Origin of the sequence: Paraburkholderia sp. BR10872 (assembly GCF_040965835.1) — a bacterium.
Classification (GTDB): Bacteria; Pseudomonadota; Gammaproteobacteria; order Burkholderiales; family Burkholderiaceae; genus Paraburkholderia; species Paraburkholderia nodosa_A.
Genome location: NZ_JBFRCN010000022.1, coordinates 39,971 through 61,161, shown reverse-complemented (window position 1 = coordinate 61,161; position 21,191 = coordinate 39,971). Strand labels below are relative to the sequence as shown.

General features: G+C 63.6%; 19 protein-coding genes and 3 tRNA genes. 9 read left to right on the top strand and 13 right to left on the bottom strand.

Annotation, left to right across the window (positions count from 1 at the left end; translation table 11 throughout):
• Positions 1-65: 65 nt before the first annotated feature.
• Genes hemW through rph form a run of 3 tightly spaced genes read right to left on the bottom strand, consistent with a single transcriptional unit; the run spans position 66 to position 2,660 of the window.
• A complete protein-coding gene (gene hemW, locus AB4Y43_RS18690; RefSeq protein WP_342948597.1) occupies positions 66-1,235 on the bottom strand; it encodes a radical SAM family heme chaperone HemW in 1,170 nt (389 codons plus the stop codon).
• Between the two features lie 44 nt (positions 1,236-1,279).
• Positions 1,280-1,927 (bottom strand): RdgB/HAM1 family non-canonical purine NTP pyrophosphatase, encoded by a 648-nt coding sequence (gene rdgB / locus AB4Y43_RS18685; RefSeq protein WP_368728488.1) that lies wholly within the window; start codon positions 1,925-1,927, stop codon positions 1,280-1,282.
• Positions 1,920-2,660, bottom strand: a complete 741-nt coding sequence (gene rph / locus AB4Y43_RS18680; protein ID WP_342948546.1) for a ribonuclease PH — start codon at positions 2,658-2,660, stop codon at positions 1,920-1,922. The genes rdgB and rph overlap by 8 nt, the downstream gene beginning before the upstream one ends.
• Positions 2,661-2,951: 291 nt before the next feature.
• On the opposite strand from rph, the gene AB4Y43_RS18675 reads away from it, so the two are divergent.
• The 5 genes from AB4Y43_RS18675 (at position 2,952) to AB4Y43_RS18655 (ending at position 7,847) form a co-directional block, all read left to right on the top strand.
• Complete coding sequence (locus tag AB4Y43_RS18675) at positions 2,952-3,890, top strand: YicC family protein (RefSeq protein ID WP_069262677.1); 939 nt, start codon at positions 2,952-2,954, stop codon at positions 3,888-3,890.
• 14 nt (positions 3,891-3,904) lie between these two features.
• Positions 3,905-4,618, top strand: a complete 714-nt coding sequence (gene gmk, locus AB4Y43_RS18670) for a guanylate kinase (RefSeq protein WP_069262947.1) — start codon at positions 3,905-3,907, stop codon at positions 4,616-4,618.
• A gap of 40 nt (positions 4,619-4,658) precedes the next feature.
• A complete protein-coding gene (gene rpoZ / locus AB4Y43_RS18665; RefSeq protein WP_006400783.1) occupies positions 4,659-4,862 on the top strand; it encodes a DNA-directed RNA polymerase subunit omega in 204 nt (67 codons plus the stop codon).
• A 90-nt stretch (positions 4,863-4,952) separates the two neighbouring features.
• The gene (locus tag AB4Y43_RS18660) at positions 4,953-7,319 is read left to right on the top strand and encodes a bifunctional (p)ppGpp synthetase/guanosine-3',5'-bis(diphosphate) 3'-pyrophosphohydrolase (protein WP_342948547.1); all 2,367 of its coding nucleotides are present in this window, start codon (positions 4,953-4,955) and stop codon (positions 7,317-7,319) included.
• A 48-nt stretch (positions 7,320-7,367) separates the two neighbouring features.
• Positions 7,368-7,847, top strand: coding sequence for a phage protein NinX family protein (locus AB4Y43_RS18655; protein ID WP_368728487.1), 480 nt, complete (start codon positions 7,368-7,370; stop codon positions 7,845-7,847).
• Positions 7,848-7,934: 87 nt separating this feature from the next.
• On the opposite strand, the gene AB4Y43_RS18650 is transcribed toward AB4Y43_RS18655, so the two are convergent.
• Positions 7,935-8,011, bottom strand: a tRNA-Arg gene (locus AB4Y43_RS18650).
• A gap of 81 nt (positions 8,012-8,092) precedes the next feature.
• Positions 8,093-8,169 (bottom strand) — tRNA-Arg (locus tag AB4Y43_RS18645).
• Positions 8,170-8,296: 127 nt separating this feature from the next.
• Between AB4Y43_RS18645 and greB the strand changes: the two genes are divergently transcribed.
• Positions 8,297-8,860, top strand: coding sequence for a transcription elongation factor GreB (greB, locus tag AB4Y43_RS18640; RefSeq protein ID WP_368728486.1), 564 nt, complete (start codon positions 8,297-8,299; stop codon positions 8,858-8,860).
• 89 nt (positions 8,861-8,949) lie between these two features.
• Here the strand turns inward: greB and AB4Y43_RS18635 are convergent, their stop codons facing one another.
• Positions 8,950-10,101, bottom strand: coding sequence for a porin (locus tag AB4Y43_RS18635; RefSeq protein WP_069262673.1), 1,152 nt, complete (start codon positions 10,099-10,101; stop codon positions 8,950-8,952).
• A 548-nt stretch (positions 10,102-10,649) separates the two neighbouring features.
• Positions 10,650-10,850, bottom strand: coding sequence for a hypothetical protein (locus AB4Y43_RS18630; RefSeq protein WP_083245145.1), 201 nt, complete (start codon positions 10,848-10,850; stop codon positions 10,650-10,652).
• Between the two features lie 410 nt (positions 10,851-11,260).
• Between AB4Y43_RS18630 and AB4Y43_RS18625 the strand changes: the two genes are divergently transcribed.
• Both AB4Y43_RS18625 and AB4Y43_RS18620 read left to right on the top strand, forming a co-directional pair.
• Positions 11,261-11,464 carry a cold-shock protein gene (locus tag AB4Y43_RS18625; RefSeq protein ID WP_028205165.1) on the top strand — a complete coding sequence of 68 codons (204 nt, stop codon included), beginning with the start codon at positions 11,261-11,263 and terminating at the stop codon, positions 11,462-11,464.
• 275 nt (positions 11,465-11,739) lie between these two features.
• Positions 11,740-12,906 (top strand): exonuclease domain-containing protein, encoded by a 1,167-nt coding sequence (locus AB4Y43_RS18620; protein ID WP_368728485.1) that lies wholly within the window; start codon positions 11,740-11,742, stop codon positions 12,904-12,906.
• A gap of 6 nt (positions 12,907-12,912) precedes the next feature.
• Here the strand turns inward: AB4Y43_RS18620 and AB4Y43_RS18615 are convergent, their stop codons facing one another.
• The 3 genes from AB4Y43_RS18615 to AB4Y43_RS18605 form a co-directional block, all read right to left on the bottom strand.
• Positions 12,913-13,503: a chorismate mutase gene (locus tag AB4Y43_RS18615; protein ID WP_368603985.1), complete on the bottom strand. Its 591-nt coding sequence runs from the start codon at positions 13,501-13,503 to the stop codon at positions 12,913-12,915.
• Positions 13,504-13,754: 251 nt separating this feature from the next.
• Complete coding sequence (locus AB4Y43_RS18610; RefSeq protein WP_176732842.1) at positions 13,755-13,904, bottom strand: hypothetical protein; 150 nt, start codon at positions 13,902-13,904, stop codon at positions 13,755-13,757.
• A gap of 547 nt (positions 13,905-14,451) precedes the next feature.
• Positions 14,452-15,570 carry an aldo/keto reductase gene (locus tag AB4Y43_RS18605; RefSeq protein ID WP_368603984.1) on the bottom strand — a complete coding sequence of 373 codons (1,119 nt, stop codon included), beginning with the start codon at positions 15,568-15,570 and terminating at the stop codon, positions 14,452-14,454.
• 117 nt (positions 15,571-15,687) lie between these two features.
• Here AB4Y43_RS18605 and AB4Y43_RS18600 point away from each other — a divergent pair, with 117 nt between their 5' ends.
• Entirely contained in the window at positions 15,688-16,641 is a 954-nt protein-coding gene (locus AB4Y43_RS18600; RefSeq protein ID WP_368603983.1) for a LysR family transcriptional regulator, read from the top strand.
• 126 nt (positions 16,642-16,767) lie between these two features.
• Here the strand turns inward: AB4Y43_RS18600 and AB4Y43_RS18595 are convergent.
• The 3 genes from AB4Y43_RS18595 to pepN form a co-directional block, all read right to left on the bottom strand.
• Positions 16,768-16,843: transfer RNA gene (locus AB4Y43_RS18595), tRNA-Thr, on the bottom strand.
• A gap of 66 nt (positions 16,844-16,909) precedes the next feature.
• Positions 16,910-17,926, bottom strand: a complete 1,017-nt coding sequence (locus tag AB4Y43_RS18590) for a class 1 fructose-bisphosphatase (RefSeq protein ID WP_368603982.1) — start codon at positions 17,924-17,926, stop codon at positions 16,910-16,912.
• A gap of 265 nt (positions 17,927-18,191) precedes the next feature.
• Positions 18,192-20,882, bottom strand: coding sequence for an aminopeptidase N (gene pepN / locus AB4Y43_RS18585; RefSeq protein WP_368728484.1), 2,691 nt, complete (start codon positions 20,880-20,882; stop codon positions 18,192-18,194).
• Positions 20,883-21,191: the final 309 nt, after the last annotated feature.

Genomic DNA, 21,191 nt, shown 5'->3' with positions numbered 1-21,191 from the left:
GAAGCCGCGCATTGTAACCCGAAACGCACGCGCGACGGCAGTCGCACAGGCGACCGGCGTCGACCTCAGTGCGGGTCTTTCAGGAACAGCGCCTGCAAGTCGTTGAGGAAGCGCTGCCCCAACTCGGTCGGCGCGATCTTCTCGTAATCGCGCGTGATGAGCCCGCGCCGCTCCGCTTCCTGCAGCGCCGGTTCGATCGTTGTGATCGGCAGGCCTGTGCGCTCGATGAAACGATGTACCGGAAACCCTTCCACGAGCCGCAGCGCGTTGAGCATGAACTCGAACGGCAAATCGCGCGCGCTCACTTCGTGCTCTTCCTGGACCGGCGTGCCCGCGCGCGCCTGTTCGATAAAGGTCGCCGGATGCTTGTAGCGCGCCTGGCGCACGATACGGTTCGGAAACGAGAGCTTCGTATGCGCGCCGGCGCCGATCCCGAGATAGTCGCCGAAGCGCCAGTAGTTAAGGTTATGCCGGCATTGGCGATCCGGCTGTGCGTAAGCCGAAACCTCATAGCGTCCGTATCCCGCGCCCGACGTGCGCTCGTGAATCCAGTCCTGCATGTCGGCGGACTGGTCGTCGTCGGGCAGGGCGGGCGGAAACTTGGCGAACAGCGTGTTCGGCTCGAGCGTCAGGTGATACAGCGACAGATGCGGCGGCTTGAACGAGAGCGCCGTATCGATGTCGGCCTGGCATTCCGCGAGCGTCTGCTGCGGCAGAGCGAACATCAGGTCGAGGTTGAAGTTGTCGAAAGTCTTCGCCGCGACCTCGACCGCATGGCGCGCCTGCGCCGCGTCGTGAATGCGTCCGAGCGCCTTCAGATGCGCCTCGTTGAAGCTCTGGATGCCCACCGAAAGCCGGTTCACGCCGCTCGCGCGAAATTGCGCGAACTTCGCGGCTTCGAAGGTGCCTGGATTCGCTTCGAGCGTGATCTCGGCGTCGGCGTCGAGCGGCAGCAGGGCGCGCACGTCCGAAAGCAGTCGATCGAGACCCGCCGCGGAAAGCAGGCTGGGCGTGCCCCCGCCGATGAACACCGTATGCACCTGGCGTCCCCAGACGAGCGGCAGCGCCTGTTCGAGATCGGCGCGCAGCGCGTCGAGGTAATCGTCTTCGGGGAAGCGTTCGCCTTTCCATTCATGCGAGTTGAAATCGCAATACGGGCACTTGCGCACGCACCACGGAAAATGCACGTAGAGCGCGAGCGGTGGCAGCGACGTGAGGCGAATGCTGCCAGGCATCGTGAACGACTGGACCACCTCGATGCCGATTCGATGCTGCTGGCTCACGCTTCCTCCTGGAGGCGCGCGAGCAGTTGGCGCAGCGCGATGGCGCGATGGCTCGACGCGTTCTTGAGCGCCGGATCGAGTTCGGCGGCCGTGGCCTCGAGTTCCGGAATGTAGAAGTAAGGGTCGTAGCCGAAGCCGTTGTCGCCGCGCGGTACGTCGAGCATTACGCCGTGCCAGCGGCCTTCGGCGATGAGCGGCTCGGGGTCGTCGGCATGGCGCACGAGCGCGAGCACGCAATAGTAGTAACCGCGGCGATCCGCGTGATCTCTCAGGTTCGCGACGAGCAGCGCGTTGTTCGCCGCGTCGCTCTTCTCGTCCCCCGCAAGCTGCGCGTAACGCGCCGAATACACGCCCGGCGCGCCGTGCAGTGCGCGCACGCACAGGCCCGAGTCGTCGGCGAGCGCGGGCAGCCCCGTGAGCTTCGCCGCGTGGCGTGCCTTGGCGAGCGCGTTTTCCACGAAGGTGGGGTGCGGTTCCTCGGCCTCGGGCACATTGAGTGTGCCTTGCGGCACGAGCTCGATGCCGGCCGCGCCGAGCAGCGCCGCGAACTCGCGCAGCTTGCCTGCGTTGTTCGAAGCGAGCACGACGCGCGAGAGCGCGTCCGCCGCGGTTTTAGCCGCTGAATCCGGCTGCAGATCAGCCATGCGAAATCTCCAGCGCCGCCTTTTGCTTCTCGATCAGCGAGCGGATGCCGCTTTGCGCCAGATCGAGCAGTGCATTCAGTTCTTCTCGCGAGAACGGCGCACCTTCCGCTGTGCCCTGGACTTCGACCATGCCGCCCGAGCCCGTCATGACGATGTTCATGTCGGTGTCACACTGCGAGTCTTCGTCGTAGTCGAGGTCGAGCACGGCCACGCCGTCGTATACGCCCACCGAGATTGCGGCGACGTAGTCGGAGATCGGCGAGCGTTCGATGCGGCCCGTGGCCAGCAGCTTCGAGACGGCGTCGTGGGCCGCCACGAACGCGCCCGTGATGCTCGCCGTGCGCGTGCCGCCATCGGCCTGCAGCACGTCGCAATCGATGTTGATGGTGCGCGCACCCAGCGCTTCGAGGTCGAACACGGCGCGCATCGCGCGGCCGATCAGGCGCTGGATTTCCTGTGTGCGGCCCGTTTGCTTGCCGCGCGCGGCCTCGCGGTCGCTGCGCGTGTGCGTGGCGCGCGGCAGCATGCCGTATTCGGCGGTGAGCCAGCCCTGGCCCTTGTCGCGCAGGAACGGCGGCACGCTTTCGGACACGCTCGCGGTGCACAGCACCTTGGTGTCGCCGAACTCGACGAGGACCGATCCTTCGGCGTACTTCGTGTAGTTGCGGGTGATACGGACTTCGCGAAGCTGGTCGGCGGCGCGGCCGGAGGGGCGCTGGATGGATTGGGTCATCGTGAAGGTGCGCGAGGGCACGAGAGGGAAGGGGAAAGCGTGATTTTACCGCCTCCGCGCGCCTCGCGACGGGCACGCCGGAAGGCGGCGGGAGCGCGAAAACGGGGTCGCGCCGGCCAGGCGGACCGCGCAGCCCGCGCTTGCGAAGGCGCGCCCTCAAAAATGGGATAATGCGATTTCTCCGCCCCGCGCTTTTCGTCCATTCGCGACAACACGCCGGGCGCCTCGATTTCCTCGCCGTGACCCGCGCGCCCAGCGCACGACGCCACGGCTTTCTTCGCGAGACGAACCATGATTTACAGCATGACCGGCTATGCCAGCGCCACGCGCGAGCTTGCTGCGGCTTCGGGCACGGGCGGCGCGAGTGTCTCCGTCGAATTGCGCACGGTGAATTCGCGCTTTCTCGATCTGAATTTCCGCATGCCCGAAGACGTGCGCGTGTGCGAGCCCACGCTGCGCGAAATGCTGATGACGAAGCTCTCGCGCGGCAAGGTCGACATCCGCATCAACATCCAGAAGAGCGAGCAGGGCGCCAATGCGGGCGCGCTCAACCGCGATGCGCTCGACCAGCTCGCCGGGCTCGAGCGTGCGGTGCTCGAAGCGTTTCCCGAATCGGGTCGTCTGCGCACGGGCGAGATCCTGCGTTGGCCCGGCGTGCTGGCGGAAAGCGGCGTGGCGCCCGAGGTGCTGCGCGACGCCGTGCTCGGCTGTGGCAAGCAGGCCATCGCCGACCTGATCGAAGTGCGCGCGCGCGAAGGCGCGCAGCTCGCCAACATGCTGCTCGCGAACGTGACCGAAATGGAGGCGATCGTCGCGCGCATCACGCCGCTCGTGCCGGAGCTGATCGCGAAGCACCAGCAGAAGATCGTCGAGCGCCTGCAGGAAGCGCTCGGCATCGCCGCGCCGGACAGCAACGGCAACGGCGGCAGCATCGGCAACATCTCGCGCGAGGAAATCGCCGAGCGCATTCGCCAGGAAGTGACGATGTATGGCATTCGCATCGACATCGCCGAAGAGCTCTCGCGCCTCACGGCGCACCTGAACGAAACGCGTCACGTGATCGAGAAGGGCGGCCGCGTCGGCAAGCGTCTCGACTTCATGATGCAGGAGCTCAACCGCGAAGCGAACACGCTCGGCTCGAAGGCGGCGGCGAAGGAGCTCGCGGACGCTTCGATGACGCTCAAGCTGCTCATCGAGCAGATGCGCGAGCAGGTCCAGAATCTCGAATGAAGGAAGCAACGAACATGACCGACCAAAGCAGCGCCCCCAAAACGGACGCGAAGCACGACAAGAAGCGCAATCCGTATGCGGGCATGTACCCCGGCAACCTCTTCATGGTGGTGGCGCCGTCGGGTGCGGGCAAGTCGACGCTCGTGAACGCGCTGCTCGCTGAAGACAGCGCGATCCGCCTGTCGGTTTCGTACACGACGCGCGCGCCGCGTTCGAAGGAGCGCGACGGCGAGCACTATCACTTCACGACCGTCGACGACTTCCTCACGCGCCACGCCGCGGGCGAGTTTCTCGAGAGCGCAGAAGTGCATGGCAACTACTACGCCACGTCGCGCGTGTGGATCGAAGACCAGATGAAAATCGGCCATGACGTCCTGCTCGAAATCGACTGGCAAGGCGCGCAGCAAGTGAAGAAGCAGTTCCGCAATGCGGTGGAAATCTTCATCCTGCCGCCCTCGCTCGAAGCGCTCGCCGACCGCCTGAAAAAGCGCGGCGAAGACGAGCCGAACGTCATCACGCGGCGCCTGCTCGCAGCGGGCAGCGAGATCGCGCACGCGAGCGAATCGGAGTATGTCGTGATCAACGAGAACTTCGATCGCGCGTTGCAGGAGCTGCGCAATATCGTGAGTGCTACGCGCCTGCGCTTCGCTTCGCAATACGCGCGGCATACCGAGCTCTTCGTGCAGCTCGGTATCCACCACCCGCAGCCCGGCGCGTCGGGCACATAAGGTAGAATAAGAACCTGCTGAGAATGAGAAGGAACCCGACATGGCCCGCATCACCGTCGAAGATTGTCTGAAACAGATTCCGAACCGCTTCGAACTGGCGCTCGCCGCGACGTATCGCGCCCGCCAGCTCGCACAAGGTCACACGCCCAAGATCGAAAGCCGCGACAAGCCAACCGTTGTCGCGCTGCGCGAGATCGCGGCTGGCCAGGTCGGCCTCGAAATGCTGAAGAAGGTGCCCGTCTAAGGGCGCGTTCCGAGGCATTGTCGATCGCCATGTAGTTCGTACCGCCGCAGCCGCTTAACCGTCAACGCCAAACCTGATACGGAGGGGAACATGAGCATCACGCCCTCGCCGGCCACCGACGTGGACCAGGAAGCCGAGACTGCGAGCCCTGCGCGCAATTACATCGACGCGGTCCTCGAACAGTCGTTTCGACATCTGTTCGGTCCGACCGCGACGCCGGAGCAGCCCCGCAAGCACGGGGTCGTCTCCATCGCCAATCTGACCGCCGCGCTCTCCGGTTACCTCACTCCCGAGGAAATCAAGGAGGTCAAGGCGGCGTTCCACTTCAGCGATGAGGCCCACCTCGGGCAATATCGCCAGAGCGGCGAACCCTATATCACCCATCCCGTCGCCGTCGCGGAAATCTGCGCCGGCTGGAAGCTCGACGCGCAGTCCATCATGGCCGCGCTCCTGCACGACGTGATGGAAGACCAGGGCGTGACCAAGGCGGAACTCGCCGAGCGCTTCGGCGCGAAGGTCGCGGAACTGGTCGATGGCCTGTCGAAACTCGACAAGATGGAGTTTCGCAACCGCGAGGAAGCGCAGGCGGAGAACTTCCGCAAGATGCTCCTCGCGATGGCGCGCGACGTGCGCGTGATTCTGGTGAAGCTCGCCGACCGGCTGCACAACATGCGCACCCTCGGTGCGGTGCCGCCAGAAAAGCGCCGCCGCGTGGCGCGCGAGACCATCGACATCTACGCGCCCATCGCGCACCGTCTCGGTCTGAACAACACCTATCGCGAGCTGCAGGACCTGAGCTTCGCGAACTTCAATCCGAATCGTTACGCCACGCTCGAAAAGGCGGTGAAAGCCGCGCGCGGCAATCGCCGCGAAGTGGTCAGCAAGATTCTGGAAGCGGTGCAGCGCGCAATTGCCGACGCTAAGCTCGACGCCGAAGTCACCGGCCGCGAGAAGACCATCTTCAGCATTTACAAGAAGATGCGCGACAAGCAGTTGTCGTTCTCGCAGGTGCTCGACGTGTACGGTTTTCGCGTCGTGGTCGAATCGGCGCTCGAGTGCTACACCTGCATCGGCGCGCTCCATGCGCTCTACAAACCGGTTCCGGGCAAGTTCAAGGACTACATCGCCATTCCCAAGGTGAACGGCTATCAGTCCCTGCACACCACGCTCGTGGGCCCGTTCGGCGCGCCGATCGAGTTCCAGGTGCGTACGCGCAAGATGCACGAGATCGCCGAAGCCGGCGTGGCGGCGCACTGGCTCTACAAGAACGGCGGCGCCGATCTCAACGACGTGCAAAAGCGCGCGCACCAGTGGCTCAAGTCGCTGCTCGACATCCAGAGCGAGGTGGGCGACTCGAGCGAATTCCTCGAACACGTCAAGATCGACCTGTTCCCGGACGCCGTCTATGTCTTCACGCCGAAGTCCAGGATCATGGCGCTGCCGCGCGGCGCCACAGCGCTCGACTTCGCTTATTCGATCCACAGCGACCTCGGCAACCAGTGCGTGGCCGTGAAGATCAATAACGAGTTGCTGCCGCTGCGTACGGAACTGAAGAGCGGCGACATCGTCGAGGTGATCACGGCGCCGTACTCCAAGCCGAATCCGGCGTGGCTCGGCTTCGTGCGGACCGGCAAGGCGCGTTCGGCGATCCGGCACTACCTGAAGACGATGCGTCTCACGGAGTCGGTGCAGCTGGGCGAGCGGCTCGTCGATCAGGCGCTCAAGGGCTATGGCTACCAGCTTTCGGAGGTCACGCCGGAAGTGTGGGAGAAGCTGGTCCTGTGGACCGGCAACAAGAACCGCCAGGAAATTTTCGCCGACATCGGTCTTGGCCGGCGCGTGGCGGCGGTTATGGCCAAGCGCATCGAAGTGCTGATGAGCGGCCAGGACGCCGACGACGCCGAGCATCACCATCCGCCGCGCGACCCGAATGCGCCGCCGGCGCCGCCTGTCGTCATTACGGGCACCGAGGGCATGTCGGTGCAGCTTTCGGCTTGCTGCCGCCCGATTCCCGGCGACGACATCATGGGCTACATAGGCATCGGCCTCGGCATGGCGATCCATACGACCGACTGCCGCGTGGCACAGCGTATCCACCGGCGCGACCCGGGCCGCTGGATCGACGTGGCGTGGGCGCCGCAGCCGGGGCGTCTGTTCGACGTCGCCGTGAAGGTGCTGGTGAAGAACACCAAGGGCGTGTTCGCGCGCGTGGCGGCCGACATTACGTCGGCAGACGCCAATATCGTGCACATCGCGATGGACGACGATCTGGCACAGGAATCGAACATGTTGCGTTTCGTGATCCAGGTGAGCGATCGCGTGCACCTCGCGAACGTCATGCGCCGCGTGCGCACGAATCCGGACGTGATGCGCATCGCGCGCGAGCGCTCGAGCGACGACGGGCACCATCGCCACGACGGCGGCATGCGCATCGAGCGCGAGCGTGCGGATTATTGATCGGGGCGCGTGCGCCATCTTCCTTCGAACCGAAACGAGGGACTCGCAATGAACGTAGCTAAACTGACCGGCCTCGCACTCGATTACTGGGTGGCACGCAGCCTGCCGGACTTCGTGCGTGAAATCTATTTCACCGACAGCGGCGAGACCGTCGCCGTGCGCGGCAACGACCGCGGGCGCCCGTGGGATGGCCGCTTCATGCCCACCGATTCGTGGGAGGCGGCCGGCGTGGTGCTCGACCGCGCGAGGCGCGTGGAACTGCGCGAAGGCGAGCCGGCTTCTTGTGTGGCCGAGTTCGAGGGTGACTCGCGTGCAGTGCAAGCCTACGGAGAAACCACGCGCGAGGCGCTGCTGCGGGCGTTTGTCGCGAGCCGCTTCGGTGAGACGGTAGGGGAGATGCTGCGTCAGCCCCAGGCATTGCTAGGGATGGGCATGGAGCCGGTGGCGGAGCCCAGTGCGATTGGCGACGTGGAGGACCTGCCGCGTCCCGACGCCCAGATCGGCGATATCGGCGCGCCACCGCGTTAGGCTCCGCTTCTCGCGCGAACCCTGCGCAGCCAATTCAGCAGCTGAAAAGACAAAGGGCCTTTCCATTCGGAAAGGCCCTTTATTTGGTGGCGCGGCTGGCAGGATTCGAACCCACGACCCCTTGGTTCGTAGCCAAGTACTCTATCCAACTGAGCTACAGCCGCACGCTAAAACGATACTACTTACTACAGTATACTGCTTGAAACCCTTCCCGGATCGAACAGACGAGAAACGTTTCGAATAAGTGGCGCGGCTGGCAGGATTCGAACCCACGACCCCTTGGTTCGTAGCCAAGTACTCTATCCAACTGAGCTACAGCCGCACGCAGAAAAGAGATTATAGCAGGGCTTTAAAAAAAGGGAAGGCCCTGTCGTGATTTGTGTTGCGGCGAGGTTCGTGTACGCTGGTAGTCATGACTGAATCAGTACACGTACCGCAGTGATCCCATCATGAACAAGGCATTTGTCAAAGAATCGACCGACAACGACGACGACGATCTCGAAGCCGGTCTCCCGGAAGTTCCCACCGGCACGAAGAACTACATCACGCCCGCCGGCTATGAGCGCATGCGCAGCGAACTGCTGCACCTGATCGACGAGGAGCGGCCCGAAGTGGTCAAGCTCGTCTCATGGGCGGCCTCGAACGGCGACCGTTCCGAAAACGGCGACTACATCTACGGCAAGCGCCGGCTGCGCGAAATCGACCGCCGCATCCGCTTCCTCACGAAGCGACTGGATCTGGCCGAAGTCGTGGACAGCAGCCGGCAGGAGAGTGTGGACCAGGTATTCTTCGGCGCGACCGTCGAGTACGGCACCGGGGACGGCGAGGCGCATTCGATCACGATTGTCGGCATCGACGAGGTCGATCTCGACCTCGGCCACGTGAGCTGGGTTTCACCCATCGCGCGGGCGCTTCTGAAGGCGAAGATCGGCGATCAGGTCACGCTGCACACGCCGGCGGGGCCGGAGCCGATCGACGTCCTGGACGTGCGCTATCCGCCGCCGCGAGGCTGAGCGTATCGGTTGCCGCAGAAATAAAAAAAGGCACCCGAGAGTGCCTTTTTCAGCTGCAGTGCTGGCCGAGACGGCCAGCAGCGTGCTGCTTAGAAGCGGTGACGCATACCGACCGTCACAGCAACCTGGTCCTGACGGGTCGAAGCCGAACCCAGACCGTTCAGGTACGCGCCGATACCGTCCTGGTTCGACGACACGTGCTGCCAGTCGCCTTGCAGGTAGACGTCGGTGCGCTTCGACAGTGCGTAGTCCGACTGCAGTGCGACCGTGTTGTAGTTCGGGTTCACGCCGCCGCCGAAGTTCGCACGGGTGTACGTGTACGCGCCAGCCAGGCTCAGGGCCGGGGTCAGAGCGTAACGGATGTTGCCTTCAAAGTTCTGGAAGCGTGCGCTGTTACCGCCCAGCGAGATGCCCTTGCTCGTACCCGACTGCGCCGGCGAAATGTTGATCGCGTTGCCCAGTTGGGTTTGCGTGTAGACGAAGCCAGCCGTTGCCGGGCCGAACGTGTAGTTCACGCCGCCGCCGAACGTGCTTTGGCGGCCTGCGCCGAACGTGTAGTCGCCCGCTTGCGCGCCCGAGAACGAAGACGAGTTGAACTGCTGGTTGTTGATGTTGTTGTTTGCGTGCAGGTAAGCAGCTGCAACGTTCAGGCCGGCGTAGTTATACGTCGCGCCGAAGCTGTACGCACGGTTGTTCGCGAATTCGGTGCTGTTCGAGAACGAGTACGTGCCGCCGAACTTGAAGCCAGCGTAGTTGACGCTCGAGTACTTGATCGTGTTGTTGAAACGGACCGAGTTGTTCAGATTGTCGTTGTCATACGGGTGGGCAGCGATCGTGCCACCGTATTGCGTGCCGGTGTTCGACAGCGGTGCAAGGTAGTCGACCACGGAGTCGTACTGGCGACCGAGGGTGACCGCGCCGAACTGGTCGCTTGCCAGACCGACGAACGCCTGGCGGCCGAACATGCGGCTCGACTGGCCAAGCGTACCGTTCTGGATGTTGAAGCCGTTTTCCAACGTGAAGATGGCCTTCAGACCGCCACCGAGGTCTTCAGCGCCACGCAGGCCCCAACGGCTGCCGTTGACGGTGCCGCTCGATGCCTTCCAGAGGCTGTGGCCGCCGGAGTTGTTTGCGTAGGTGATGCCTGCGTCGATCAGGCCGTACAGCGTAACGCTGCTTTGCGCGTGTGCAGCCGTTGCAAAAACGCCCGTCAGGGCGGCGACCATGAGAGTCTTTTTCATCTTTGTAACTCCGAGAACAGAGGTGGGTTTCGTTGAACCCTGTTTGGGAAACCGACCATGCGAAGCGCAGCGAGAGGCAAAGTTCGCGTGGTACGAATTAATCAGTCCGAGACAATCAGTCCGAGACGGTTTCCAGACAGGCAGAGTGTAGAGAGGGTGCTCGAAGAGGGGGTATTCCGAATTCCGCAATAAAGTATTGCGATATCTGAAATGATTATCTCGCTCGTCTTAAGCCCTGCTGGTAAAGGCTTTGAGCGGATTTCTCGGGAGAGGGATGAAACTGTCAACCGATCGAGCGTTGTGCGATCGCTACAACAATCGGTTGCGGAAAACGGCCTAAAACGATTTCAACTGATTATTGCGCGCAGCGTAACAGATGATTGCGCGCCGTATACTTAATCGTGAGACCTGGCTCCGGCTATACTGCAATCGCTGCTTTCCGAAGCAGACTTTTTCGTTGACGAAAAAGATCTCCAAACCTTTGTCGGCGCGGCCTTTTCAGCCGCGCTTTTTTTTGCCTGTCTTCAGCCACGCGCGCTACGCGTACCTTATCGGGTGCCCGCATGCGGCGGTTCCGGCTGCAGGCTCCAGTCTTCCATTACGTAGTGCCTGGCGTCCATAGGGGAACACAGCAGGTTGTGCCAGTGGTCCCCGTGCCATGCGCCGTAGGTTTCGGCTTCTTCAGCCGTTGGCGCAATCCCGTCCGTTTGTACGAGCCAGTGAATCCATCGCTGCAGAGCTGTCAGCATGATGACCTCCGATGCCGCTAACAATATGAATCATGAATTGAATGTATTACTCGAACAACCGGGAGAAACACTTACGTTTGACACGAATTGTTACACTTCGGGAAAACTTCCCGGTAGAAATGACGTGAGCGAGATAATCGGGTAAAAACGACGTACTTTTATATATTCATTCGGATGGCATACGGTTTTCTTGCCGCTTTTTGATGCGTACCGCTTTTATCGCTGAATCGGGAATGCTGTTATAAAAAATTCGCTTGACTGGCGATTGTCGTTCCCCGTATAACGGCAAGGCTGATTTTCGTTCTGCTGCATTTCAAACCTGGAATTCGCGAAGCGGGACGGCGGGAATTGGCTGGATACGGCGTGAGGGTTATTACCCGCGTCATTAAAATCTCGAGGGAAACTGAAACATGGAAACCGGTATCGTCAAATGGTTCAATGATGCGAAGGGCTTTGGCTTCATCACGTCTGACGCGGGCGGCGACGATCTGTTCGCGCACTTCTCGGAAATCCGCGCCGACGGCTTCAAGTCGTTGAAGGAGAACCAGCGTGTGTCGTTCGACGTCAAGGTCGGTCCGAAGGGCAAGCAGGCCGCGAACATTCAGCCGCTGTAAGTACAGCGTGCGAGCGCTCGCTACGCGTACGCTCATGCGACACCAGGCCCCGGGCAAACCCCGGGGTTTTTTATTTTGACATATTGATATTTAGTCAAATTGACTTGTCATGCTTTTAGTCGCGGAATTAATCGGGAAAACCCTGGAATCCGGGATTCTTCTGATTCGGGTTTTCACTAAAAGGCACAAGTCGTAGTTGCACTGCCGGAACCGTCGGCGCGTGGCGTCCAAACGGTGCATACTTGGGCCGTTTTCCATTTCCCCTGTCGTTTTCCATGTTTGAATCCTCCTCGAGCGCCGCACAGCCCGCCGGCGATCTTCCCATCGTCTTCGTGGACCTCGAGACGACCGGCGGTTCGCCAGGCGAGCACCGCATCACCGAAGTTGGCGTTGTGGAGGTGGCCCAAGGACAGGTGACACGATGGAGCACCCTCGTCGATCCCGGCCAGCCTATCCCGCCCTTTATCCAGCAACTCACCGGTATTACGGACCAGATGGTGCGCGGCGCGCCGCGCTTCGACGAGATTGCGGCGGAACTCCACGAGCGACTCGCCGGCAAGCTCTTTGTGGCGCACAACGCGGCCTTCGATCGCGGCTTTCTGCGCGCAGAGTTCGAGCGTGCCGGTTATTCCTTCAACCCCGATGTGCTGTGCACCGTGCGCCTGTCGCGGGCGCTTTTTCCGGGTGAGAAGCGCCACGGGCTCGACGCGCTGGTCGGACGCCACGCGCTCGTGCCGTCCGATCGACATCGCGCGCTCGCCGACGCCGATCTCCTCTGGCAATTCTGGCAGCGGCTACCCGCGCTAGTGCCCGGGGAAGCGCTGGCGTCGCAGATCGAGCGTACGACGCGCCGCCACGTACTCGCCGGCGACATTACCGACGAACTCATCGACACGGCGCCGGCAGGCCACGGCGTGTATGCGTTCTATGGCGAGAACGACGTCCCGCTCTATGTGGGGCGCAGCGTGCGGGTGCGCCAGCGTGTGCGTGCGCATCTTTCGGGTGAGCGGCGCTCGTCGCGCGAACAACGGATGGCGCAGCAGGTCCGTCGCGTGGAGTGGCGAGCGACAGGCGGCGAGCTTGGCGCGCTCCTTGTCGAGGCGCAATGGATCGCCACGCTCAAGCCCTCGTTCAATCGCATGCCGCGTGTGTCGAAGCGCGACCCTGCCGACCTTGGGGCGGCGCCCTGGCCATTCGGCGGCGCAGTGGTCGTGCTCGAGCAGGACTCGACGAATGGCGCCGACGTTTATCACCTGATCGATCGCTGGTGCTATATGGGCGCCTTTCCCACCACTACCGAGGCTGAGGCGCTGGTGGACCACAGCGCCGAGCGGGTATTCGAGCTCTCGACCTGGCGCATCCTGCAGACGCACTTCGAACGCGGCCTTCGCGTGCAGGTGCTGCACCCCTCCGAGGCCGACGGCCTCACGAGCGCGGCATAGCAGCGCTTAGGCGGTTCCGCCCACGCCGCCCGCTTCGCACACGTGTTCCAGCGCCTGATTCATCGCATTCGTGCGCGCGGAGTCGTATCGTGTGAGCTCCTTCCAGTTCGCCACCGTCCTTGCGACGCGCGCCGGGCAATCCGGTGCGCTGCGCAGCGGCTGCACGCGTGCGAGCGCGCCGATCAATTGTCCGGTGAGTCTGTCGAGTTGCGGCCGTGTCGCCGTAGCGAGATCGGGTGCCGGGTCGCTGGGCGCCTGGGAGGCACGCCACGTGTCGAATAGCGACTTCTGCATTTGCGTGCTGGCATCGATCTGATCGCGGAAGAATGCACGCGCAAACGCGGGATCGACGCCGGCTGCCGTGGCGCGCTTCTGCACGTCGGCGAGCAGGGCGTCTTCGCGGGGCGTATCGGTGATCGGCTTGTGATGCTGCCATTTCCAGTGCGCGACCGGTTCGGCGAGCGCCAGCCGCTGGGAAACGAGCGCGACGAGGTTGGTCAGGGCGGTGTCGTCACCGTCGGCGTGGACGGATGCGATCGGCAGGGCGAAGAGCAGCGCTGCAGCGCAGCGCGCGTTCGCACGGGTCAGCAATGTCATCGAGTGGAAGAGAGACGCCGGCAATAAAAACCGAAGCATAGCCGGTTATGGCGCGCTTGCGTCTAACGGCGCTGAGGTCGAATCTTCGAGATGGTCGCATCGAGGCGCGCCCGCGATCCAGCGCGCCGGGTGCAAGCTGCTATTGCGCAAAACTGCGCGCAGCACGACACGCGCGTCCCCGAGCTACGCGTGTCTTTAGTCACACGAACGTCTACCGCGTGCTCGCGAGCGCGTACGTGTGCATTTCCCCGTCACTTCTGTTCGTGTGCCTTGCGTTGCTCGTCGAGAAATGCGCGCACGTGAGCGGGCAATTCATCGCCGAGAAACTCAACGGCCACCGGTTCCGGATCCGGGCTGAAGACTTGGTCCGGGGTCGGAACCCTTGGCGGTTTGGCGTCCATGATCTTTCTCCTATGTAAGCCGATTATCCGGCTCGCTACTTCTGCTGCGCTAGTCCCGCTTACGGTAACAGTGCTTTTCTCGCACGCGTGTTGCTTCTTCGCACAGCGATACAAATGATTAACGGCGCGGGAATATAATTGTTGAGATGTCCTTCGTACTGTCGCATGCTGCGTGAATCGCGCACGTCCCACGTTTCTCCCAACACTCCCGCGCAGCATCTGCTGCACTTGCACAACGCCTCGAGCGCACTTCCCCCGGCTCTGAGCACGGCGCGGGTTCTGCCGCCTTGCCGCGTTCGTATTGCGCGCCGCAAGGGCGGGCCGGTCCTTCGGCCTTGGCTGGCACATACCGTTTATGTACAACGGTCGATTATGCTTAGCCGTTGACGTCGAAACGTTAATAAGAATTAAAACTATGTAAGCGACCGTTTCTATCCAATTGGGCGATTAATACTTTGTTGCGCGTCATTTGGCCGCGATTAATGACCGAACGTGCGTAAATGGCCGCGCATTGGGGCGCGCCCTCTTGATGCACTCCGATAATTCGTTACGTTTGGGCCTCCGGCGGCGCCGGCACGCGCTGCACGTGAGCATGGTTCGCGGGCGTCGCGCGCACGTCCACCTGACCGTGAATACGTGACTGGTGGACGTCCGCGAACATGTAGTACGGGAACGGGTGTGCGGGCTCGGAGGCCGCATCGAGACGCGCGACCAGTTCGGGCGCGAGCGTGAAGTCGAGCGCGCCAAGCGACTCTTCGAGTTGCTCCGACCTGGTCGCGCCCACGATGATGCTCGCCACGCCGCGCTTCTGATACAGCCAGTTCAACGCGACCTGCGCCATGGGCCGGTTGGCCTCGTGCGCGACCCGCTCGAGCTCGGCGACGATCGCGAAGTTGCGCGCCGAGAGCTTGTCGAAGCCGGGCGGCGGCTTGGCGCCCATCGTCTGCAAGCGGCCCGCACCGCTCACGCCTTCGCTTGCCTGCGACGGCCGATATTTTCCCGACAGCACGCCCATGCCGAGCGGACTCCAGGGCACGAGCCCCATGCCGAGTTGCGTCGCGAGATCGGCGAATTCGTGTTCCGCGTTGCGCTCGATCAGGGAGTATTCGAGCTGCATGGCGGCTACCGGCTCGAAGCCGCGCCAGTCGGCCAGCGTCTGCGCGCGGCCCGCGTACCAGGCGGGCACGTCGGAGAGGCCCACGTAGCGGATCTTGCCGGCGCGCACGGCGTCGTCCATGGCGCGCATCACTTCGTCGACGGGCGTCATACGGTCCCACGTATGCAGGTAATAGAGATCGATGTAGTCGGTGCCGAGGCGTTTGAGCGAGCCGTCGAGCGCACGCAGCAGGTTCTTGCGATGGTTGCCGCCGGCGTTCGGATTGCCCGCTTGCGCGTTGTATGAATACTTGGTGGCGATGACGAGTCGCTCACGCAGACCGCGTGCCGCCGCGAAGCGCCCGACCCAGGTTTCGCTCGTGCCTTCTGTATAGAGATCGGCGGTATCGATGAAATTGCCGCCTGCGTCGACATAGAGGTCGAAGAGTCGCTGTGCGGCGGCTTCGTCGGCGCCCCAGCCCCATTCGGTGCCGAACGTCATCGTGCCGAGGGCGATGGGGCTGACGCGTAGGCCCGAGCGGCCGAGCAGGGTATAGCTGTCGAGTTTCATGGCGGTTTCCTCAAAGAGTGATTGGCGAACGCGAACTCATCTTGCGCTATTCCTTTTTGTGGAAAAATCGGGTTCACCTGAAAGCACTGTGAAGTCAGGCTTCACAATGGAGACGAGATGAGCCCGGTTTCCACTCCGGCGTTAGCGCCGCCCGTCACCTCGGGACTGGCGGGACGCCTGCCTGCACTGCTGGCGGTGGCTGCTGTCGCGCGCCACGGCAGCTTCACGCGTGCGGCGTCCGCCGCGGGCTTCTCGACGTCGGCGCTATCGCAAACCGTGCGTGCGCTCGAAGCGCAACTCGGCGTGAGGCTCTTCAATCGCACGACGCGCCGGGTCGCGCTGACCGAGGCCGGCGCGCAGTTTCTCGCGCGCGTCCAGCCCGCGCTCTCACAGATCGAGGCGGCGTTCGAGGCGCTCGACGCCTCGCGCGACGCGCCGGCCGGCACGCTGCGCATCAACCTGCCGCGCGTGGCGAGCGAGCTGCTCGTCATGCCGCACCTCGCGGAATTCATGACGCGTTATCCGCAGATCAAGCTCGAACTCGCGCTCGACGATGGTTTTGCCGATCTGGTCGGCGACGGCTTCGATGCAGGCATTCGCCTGGGCGAATCGGTTGCGCCGGGCATGGTGGCGGTGCCGATCGGCGGGCCGGTTCGCATCGTCGTGGTGGGCTCGCCCGCATACTTCGAACGCCACGGCCGGCCGGTCACCCCCGACGACCTGGCCGCGCATGATTGCCTGCACTATCGCTTCGCGACGGGTGGGGTCTACCGATGGGAGTTCGCGCAGCCGGGCGACCCAGGGCGCGTGTTCGAAGTGGTCACCGAGGGCCGCTTCGTGACGAACGATCTGCGTACCATGGTGCGCGCCTCGGAGCAGGGCGTGGGTCTTCTGCACGTGATCGAGGATTACGTGCGCGCGCCGCTGGAGGAAGGCCGGCTCGTGCCGGTGCTCGAGCCGTGGGGCGCATCGTTTCCGGGGTTCTATTTGTATACGGTCGGACGTGCGCAGTTGCCGCCCAAGCTGCGTGCGTTCATCGACTTTCTGCGCGAGAAGCGTGAGGGCGCTTAAGCTCAGGTAGCGCGACTTGGGGGGCGATGGGAGGATGGGATGGCAGAGGCGGGCGAGGCCGCTGCGTGCACGCCGACGCCACAAAGCAAAAAGCCCAGTCGAAGACTGGGCTTTTTGCTTGAATCCTGGTGCCGGAAAGAGGAATCGAACCCCCGACCTTCGCATTACGAATGCGCTGCTCTACCGTCTGAGCTATTCCGGCGCGCATCAGAGAAGAAAGATTATAGGAAGTCTCCGCGAACTATGCAAGCCCTTCCCTCCTCTTTTTTCATTTTTTCGCTTCGTGGTGGTAGCGCGTGACGCGCTCGACCTCGCTCTTCGAGCCGAGGAACACGGCAACGCGCTCATGCAGGCTCTTCGGCTGGATGTCGAGAATGCGCTCTTCGCCGTTGGTCGCCATGCCGCCCGCCTGTTCGACGATGAACGACATCGGGTTCGCTTCGTACATCAGGCGCAGCTTGCCGGGCTTGGACGGATCGCGCTTGTCGGCCGGGTACATGAAGATGCCGCCGCGGTTCAGAATGCGGTGCACGTCCGCGACCATCGAGGCAATCCAGCGCATGTTGAAGTTCTCGCCGCGCGCGCCGTCCTTGCCGGCGTTCAGCTCGCCGATGTACTTCTGCACCGGCTCATACCAGTGGCGTGCGTTCGACGCATTGATCGCGTATTCGCGCGTCTCTTCCGGAATGCGCATGTTGCTCTGCGTGAGCACCCACGAGCCCAGTTCACGGTCGAGCGTGAAGCAGTTCACGCCGTGGCCGGTCGTGAGCACGAGCACCGTTTGCGGGCCGTACACGGCGTAGCCTGCGGCGACCTGCTTCGTGCCGGGCTGCAGGAACGATTCCTCGGTTGCCTGCTGGCCGTCCGGGCAGCGCAGCACCGAGAAGATCGTGCCGATCGACACGTTCACGTCGATGTTCGACGAGCCGTCGAGCGGATCGAACACGAGCAGGTATTCGCCCTTCGGATAGTTGGCCGGAATCGGGAAGAACGTTTCCATTTCCTCCGAGGCCATCGCGGCGAGGTTGCCGCCCCATTCGTTGGCGTCGAGCAGGATTTCGTTCGAGAGGATGTCGAGGTTCTTCTGCACTTCGCCCTGGACGTTCTCGCTGCCGGCCGTGCCGAGGGCGTCACCGAGCGCGCCCTTGCTGACGTTGAAGCTGATCGCCTTGCACGCGCGCGCGACGACTTCGATCAGAAGACGCAGGTCGGCGGGCAGATTGCTGTGCTGGCGCTGCTGCTCGATCAGGTACTTGGTGAGGGTGGTGCGACGTTGCAAAGCCATTGCAGTACTCCGGATACGCTTAGGGATGTCGCAATTCTACCCGCTCGACTGTGACCGCCCGCCGCACAGCCACGCAAAATAAAGCGCCGGGGCGCCGCTGGGCTTGCTGGAGCGGCTTTTCGCGCGGCGACGGGTCGCTTCACCCCGCCAAAAATAATCGTGAAAAAATGCGCAAAAAAACCGGCGCGAAGGCCGGTTCGTGTATCGCCGCGCGGCGCTGCCCGGCCGCCGCGCGTTGTTCGCCCAATCGCTATGTTTCGTCTGATCAAGCCAGCGCTTTTTCGACGATCTCGCGTACATCGCGCGATTTGGCTTCGGCGGCGACGCGCTCCAGCGCCGCTCGCATCGCGTCACGCAGTGCGGGCGTGAAGCGGCGCCACAGTTCGAGATTGCGGGCGAGGCGCGCCGCGACCTGCGGATTGAGCGCGTCGAGCGCGATCACCTGGTCGGCCCAGAACGCGTAGCCCGATCCGTCGGCGGCATGGAACTGCGCGGGGTTCGCCGCGCAGAAGCTGAAGATCAGCGAGCGTGCGCGGTTCGGGTTCTTGATGTTGAACGCCGGGTGGCCCATCAGCGCGCGCACCGTTTCGATGGTCGGGCGTTGCGCAGTGCCCCGTTGCGTGGCTTGCAGCGCGAACCACTTGTCGATCACGAGCGGTTCCTTCTCGAAGCGCACGTAGAAGTCTTCGAGCGCGCGGCGCGCGACGTCGCCGCCCGTGGCCGCCTGCACGTTCAACAGCGCGGAAAGCGCCGCCGAACGGTCGGTCATGTTGTTCGCGGCGTCGTACTGCGCCGTGGCGAGCCGTACCGCTTGCGCGGAGTCGTCGAGTTCCGGGAGATACGAGAGCGCGAGGTTCTTCAACCCGCGGTGCCCGGCCGCCTCGGGCGTCGGCTCGTACGCGCCAGGCGTGACATTGCGCTCATAGGCCGCGAGCCATTCGCCTTGCAGCACCGTTGCCAGTTGCTTGCGCACGAACTGGCGCGCGGCATGCACGGCGGCCGGATCGGATTCGGTCATCTGCTCGGCGAGATACGTTTCCGAAGGCAGCATGAGCGCAAGCTCGCGGAACGACGGCGAGAGCGATTCGTCGGTCAGCACGCGGCGGAAGGCATCGACGAGCGCGTCGTTGATGTCGAGCGGCTGGCCCGCGGCGGCGCGCCCGGCGAGCGCGAGCAGTTCGCGCGTGGCGAGGCGCTGGCCCGCTTCCCAACGGTTGAACGCATCGCTGTCGTGCGCGAGCAGGAACGCGAGTTCGTCGTTGCCGTAGTCGTAGTCGACGATGACCGGCGCCGAGAAGTTGCGCAGCAGCGAGGGCAGGGGCTTGGCCATCACATCGGCGAACGTGAAGGTCTGCTGTGTGTCGGTCAACTCCAGCACGCGCGTCGTGCCGTGCGCGGCGGCTTCGCCTTCGAGGCGCAGCGGCAGGTCCGCGCCGTCCGGGCCGATCAGGCCGATCGCAAACGGAATGTGCAGCGGGCCCCTCTGCGTTTCGCGCGCGGCGGGCGAACCGTTGGCGTAGCCCTGCGTGAGCGTCACGCTGTAGCAGCGCGTGCCTTCGTCATAGCTCGTGCTCACACTCACGCGCGGCGTGCCCGCCTGGCTGTACCAGCGCTCGAACTGCGCGAGGTCGCGGCCATTGGCGTCGGCCATGGCGTGGCGGAAGTCGTCGCAGGTCACGGCCTGGCCGTCGTGGCGCTGGAAGTACAGGTCCATGCCTTTGCGGAAGCCATCGCGGCCGAGCAGCGTTTGATACATCCGCACGACTTCCGCGCCTTTTTCGTAGACGGTCATCGTGTAGAAGTTGTTGATCTCGACGTAGCTCTCGGGGCGCACTGGATGCGCCATCGGGCCTGCGTCTTCGGCGAACTGCATCTGGCGCAGCACGCGCACGTCTTCGATGCGTTTGGTCGCGCGCGCCGCTTCGTTCTCGTCGCCGCCCGACATCGCCGCCGAGAACTCCTGGTCGCGGAACACCGTGAGGCCTTCCTTCAGGCTCAGCTGGAACCAGTCGCGGCAGGTCACGCGGTTGCCGGTCCAGTTGTGAAAGTACTCGTGGCCGACCACGGCCTCGATGTTGGCGAAATCGACATCGGTGGCCGTTTCCGGATTCGCGAGCACGTACTTCGTGTTGAAGATGTTGAGCCCCTTGTTCTCCATCGCGCCCATGTTGAAGTCGCTCACGGCGACGATCATGAAGCGGTCGAGATCGAGCTCGAGGCCAAAGCGCTGCTCGTCCCAGTGGATCGAGTGGACGAGCGAGTCCATGGCGTGGCGCGTCTTGTCGAGATCGTGCGGCTCGACCCAGACCTGCAGCAGCTTTTCCTTGCCCGAGCCGCTCTGGATGCGCTCTTCCAGCGCCACGAGCTTGCCCGCCACGAGCGCGAACAGATAGCTCGGTTTGCGGAACGGGTCTTCCCATTTCGCATAGTGACGGCCGTCGGGCAGCTCGCCTTCGGCGATCAGGTTGCCGTTCGAGAGCAGCACCGGGTAGGCGGTCTTGTCTGCGCGCAGCGTCACCGTGTAGGTCGCCATCACGTCGGGCCGGTCGAGGAACCAGGTGATGCGGCGAAAGCCTTCGGCTTCGCATTGCGTGAAGAAGTTGCCGCTCGACACGTACAGGCCCGAGAGCGTGGTGTTGGCGGCGGGCGCGCACGCGCCGGTGAGCGTGAGCTCGAAAGTTTCGGGCACGTTCTCGATCGTGAGCCCGTGTTCGTGTGCGCGCACATTCGCGTACGGCTTGCCGTCGATCGCCGCGCCGATGAATTCGAGTTGCTCGCCCATGAGTTCGAGATGCGCGGTGGGCTGCGCATCGGGATTGCGACGCACGCGCAACGTGCTCTTGACGATCGTGCGCTCGGGCACGAGGTCGAATTCGAGGTCGACGGTATCGATCAGAAACGCGGGCGGCGCGTAGTCTTCGCGGCGGATCACGGTGGGCGTGGCGGTATCGGACATGGTCTGGATAGGGGCGGGTCGGATCGGGGGGGATCGCTCGGTGTTGATCGAATGGGCCGGCCGCGGCGGCGTGTGCGCCCGCGGGCGCTGCCTGCCGTCGCGGGAGCGCGGCGGATCGCCCCATTGTACAAAGGCTCGGGCCGCTTTGTCCGTCGGGGCACGGCCGCCGAACTTTCGCGCCGGGCCGCGAGTCAGTATGATCAGGCCCTGCCGCGCGGCTGGCGGAGCGCAAAACAAGACACGACCGGCGCGCAATGCGCACGGAGCGGATACGGAATAAGCGCGGCGCAACGATCGTATCGGAGAGAG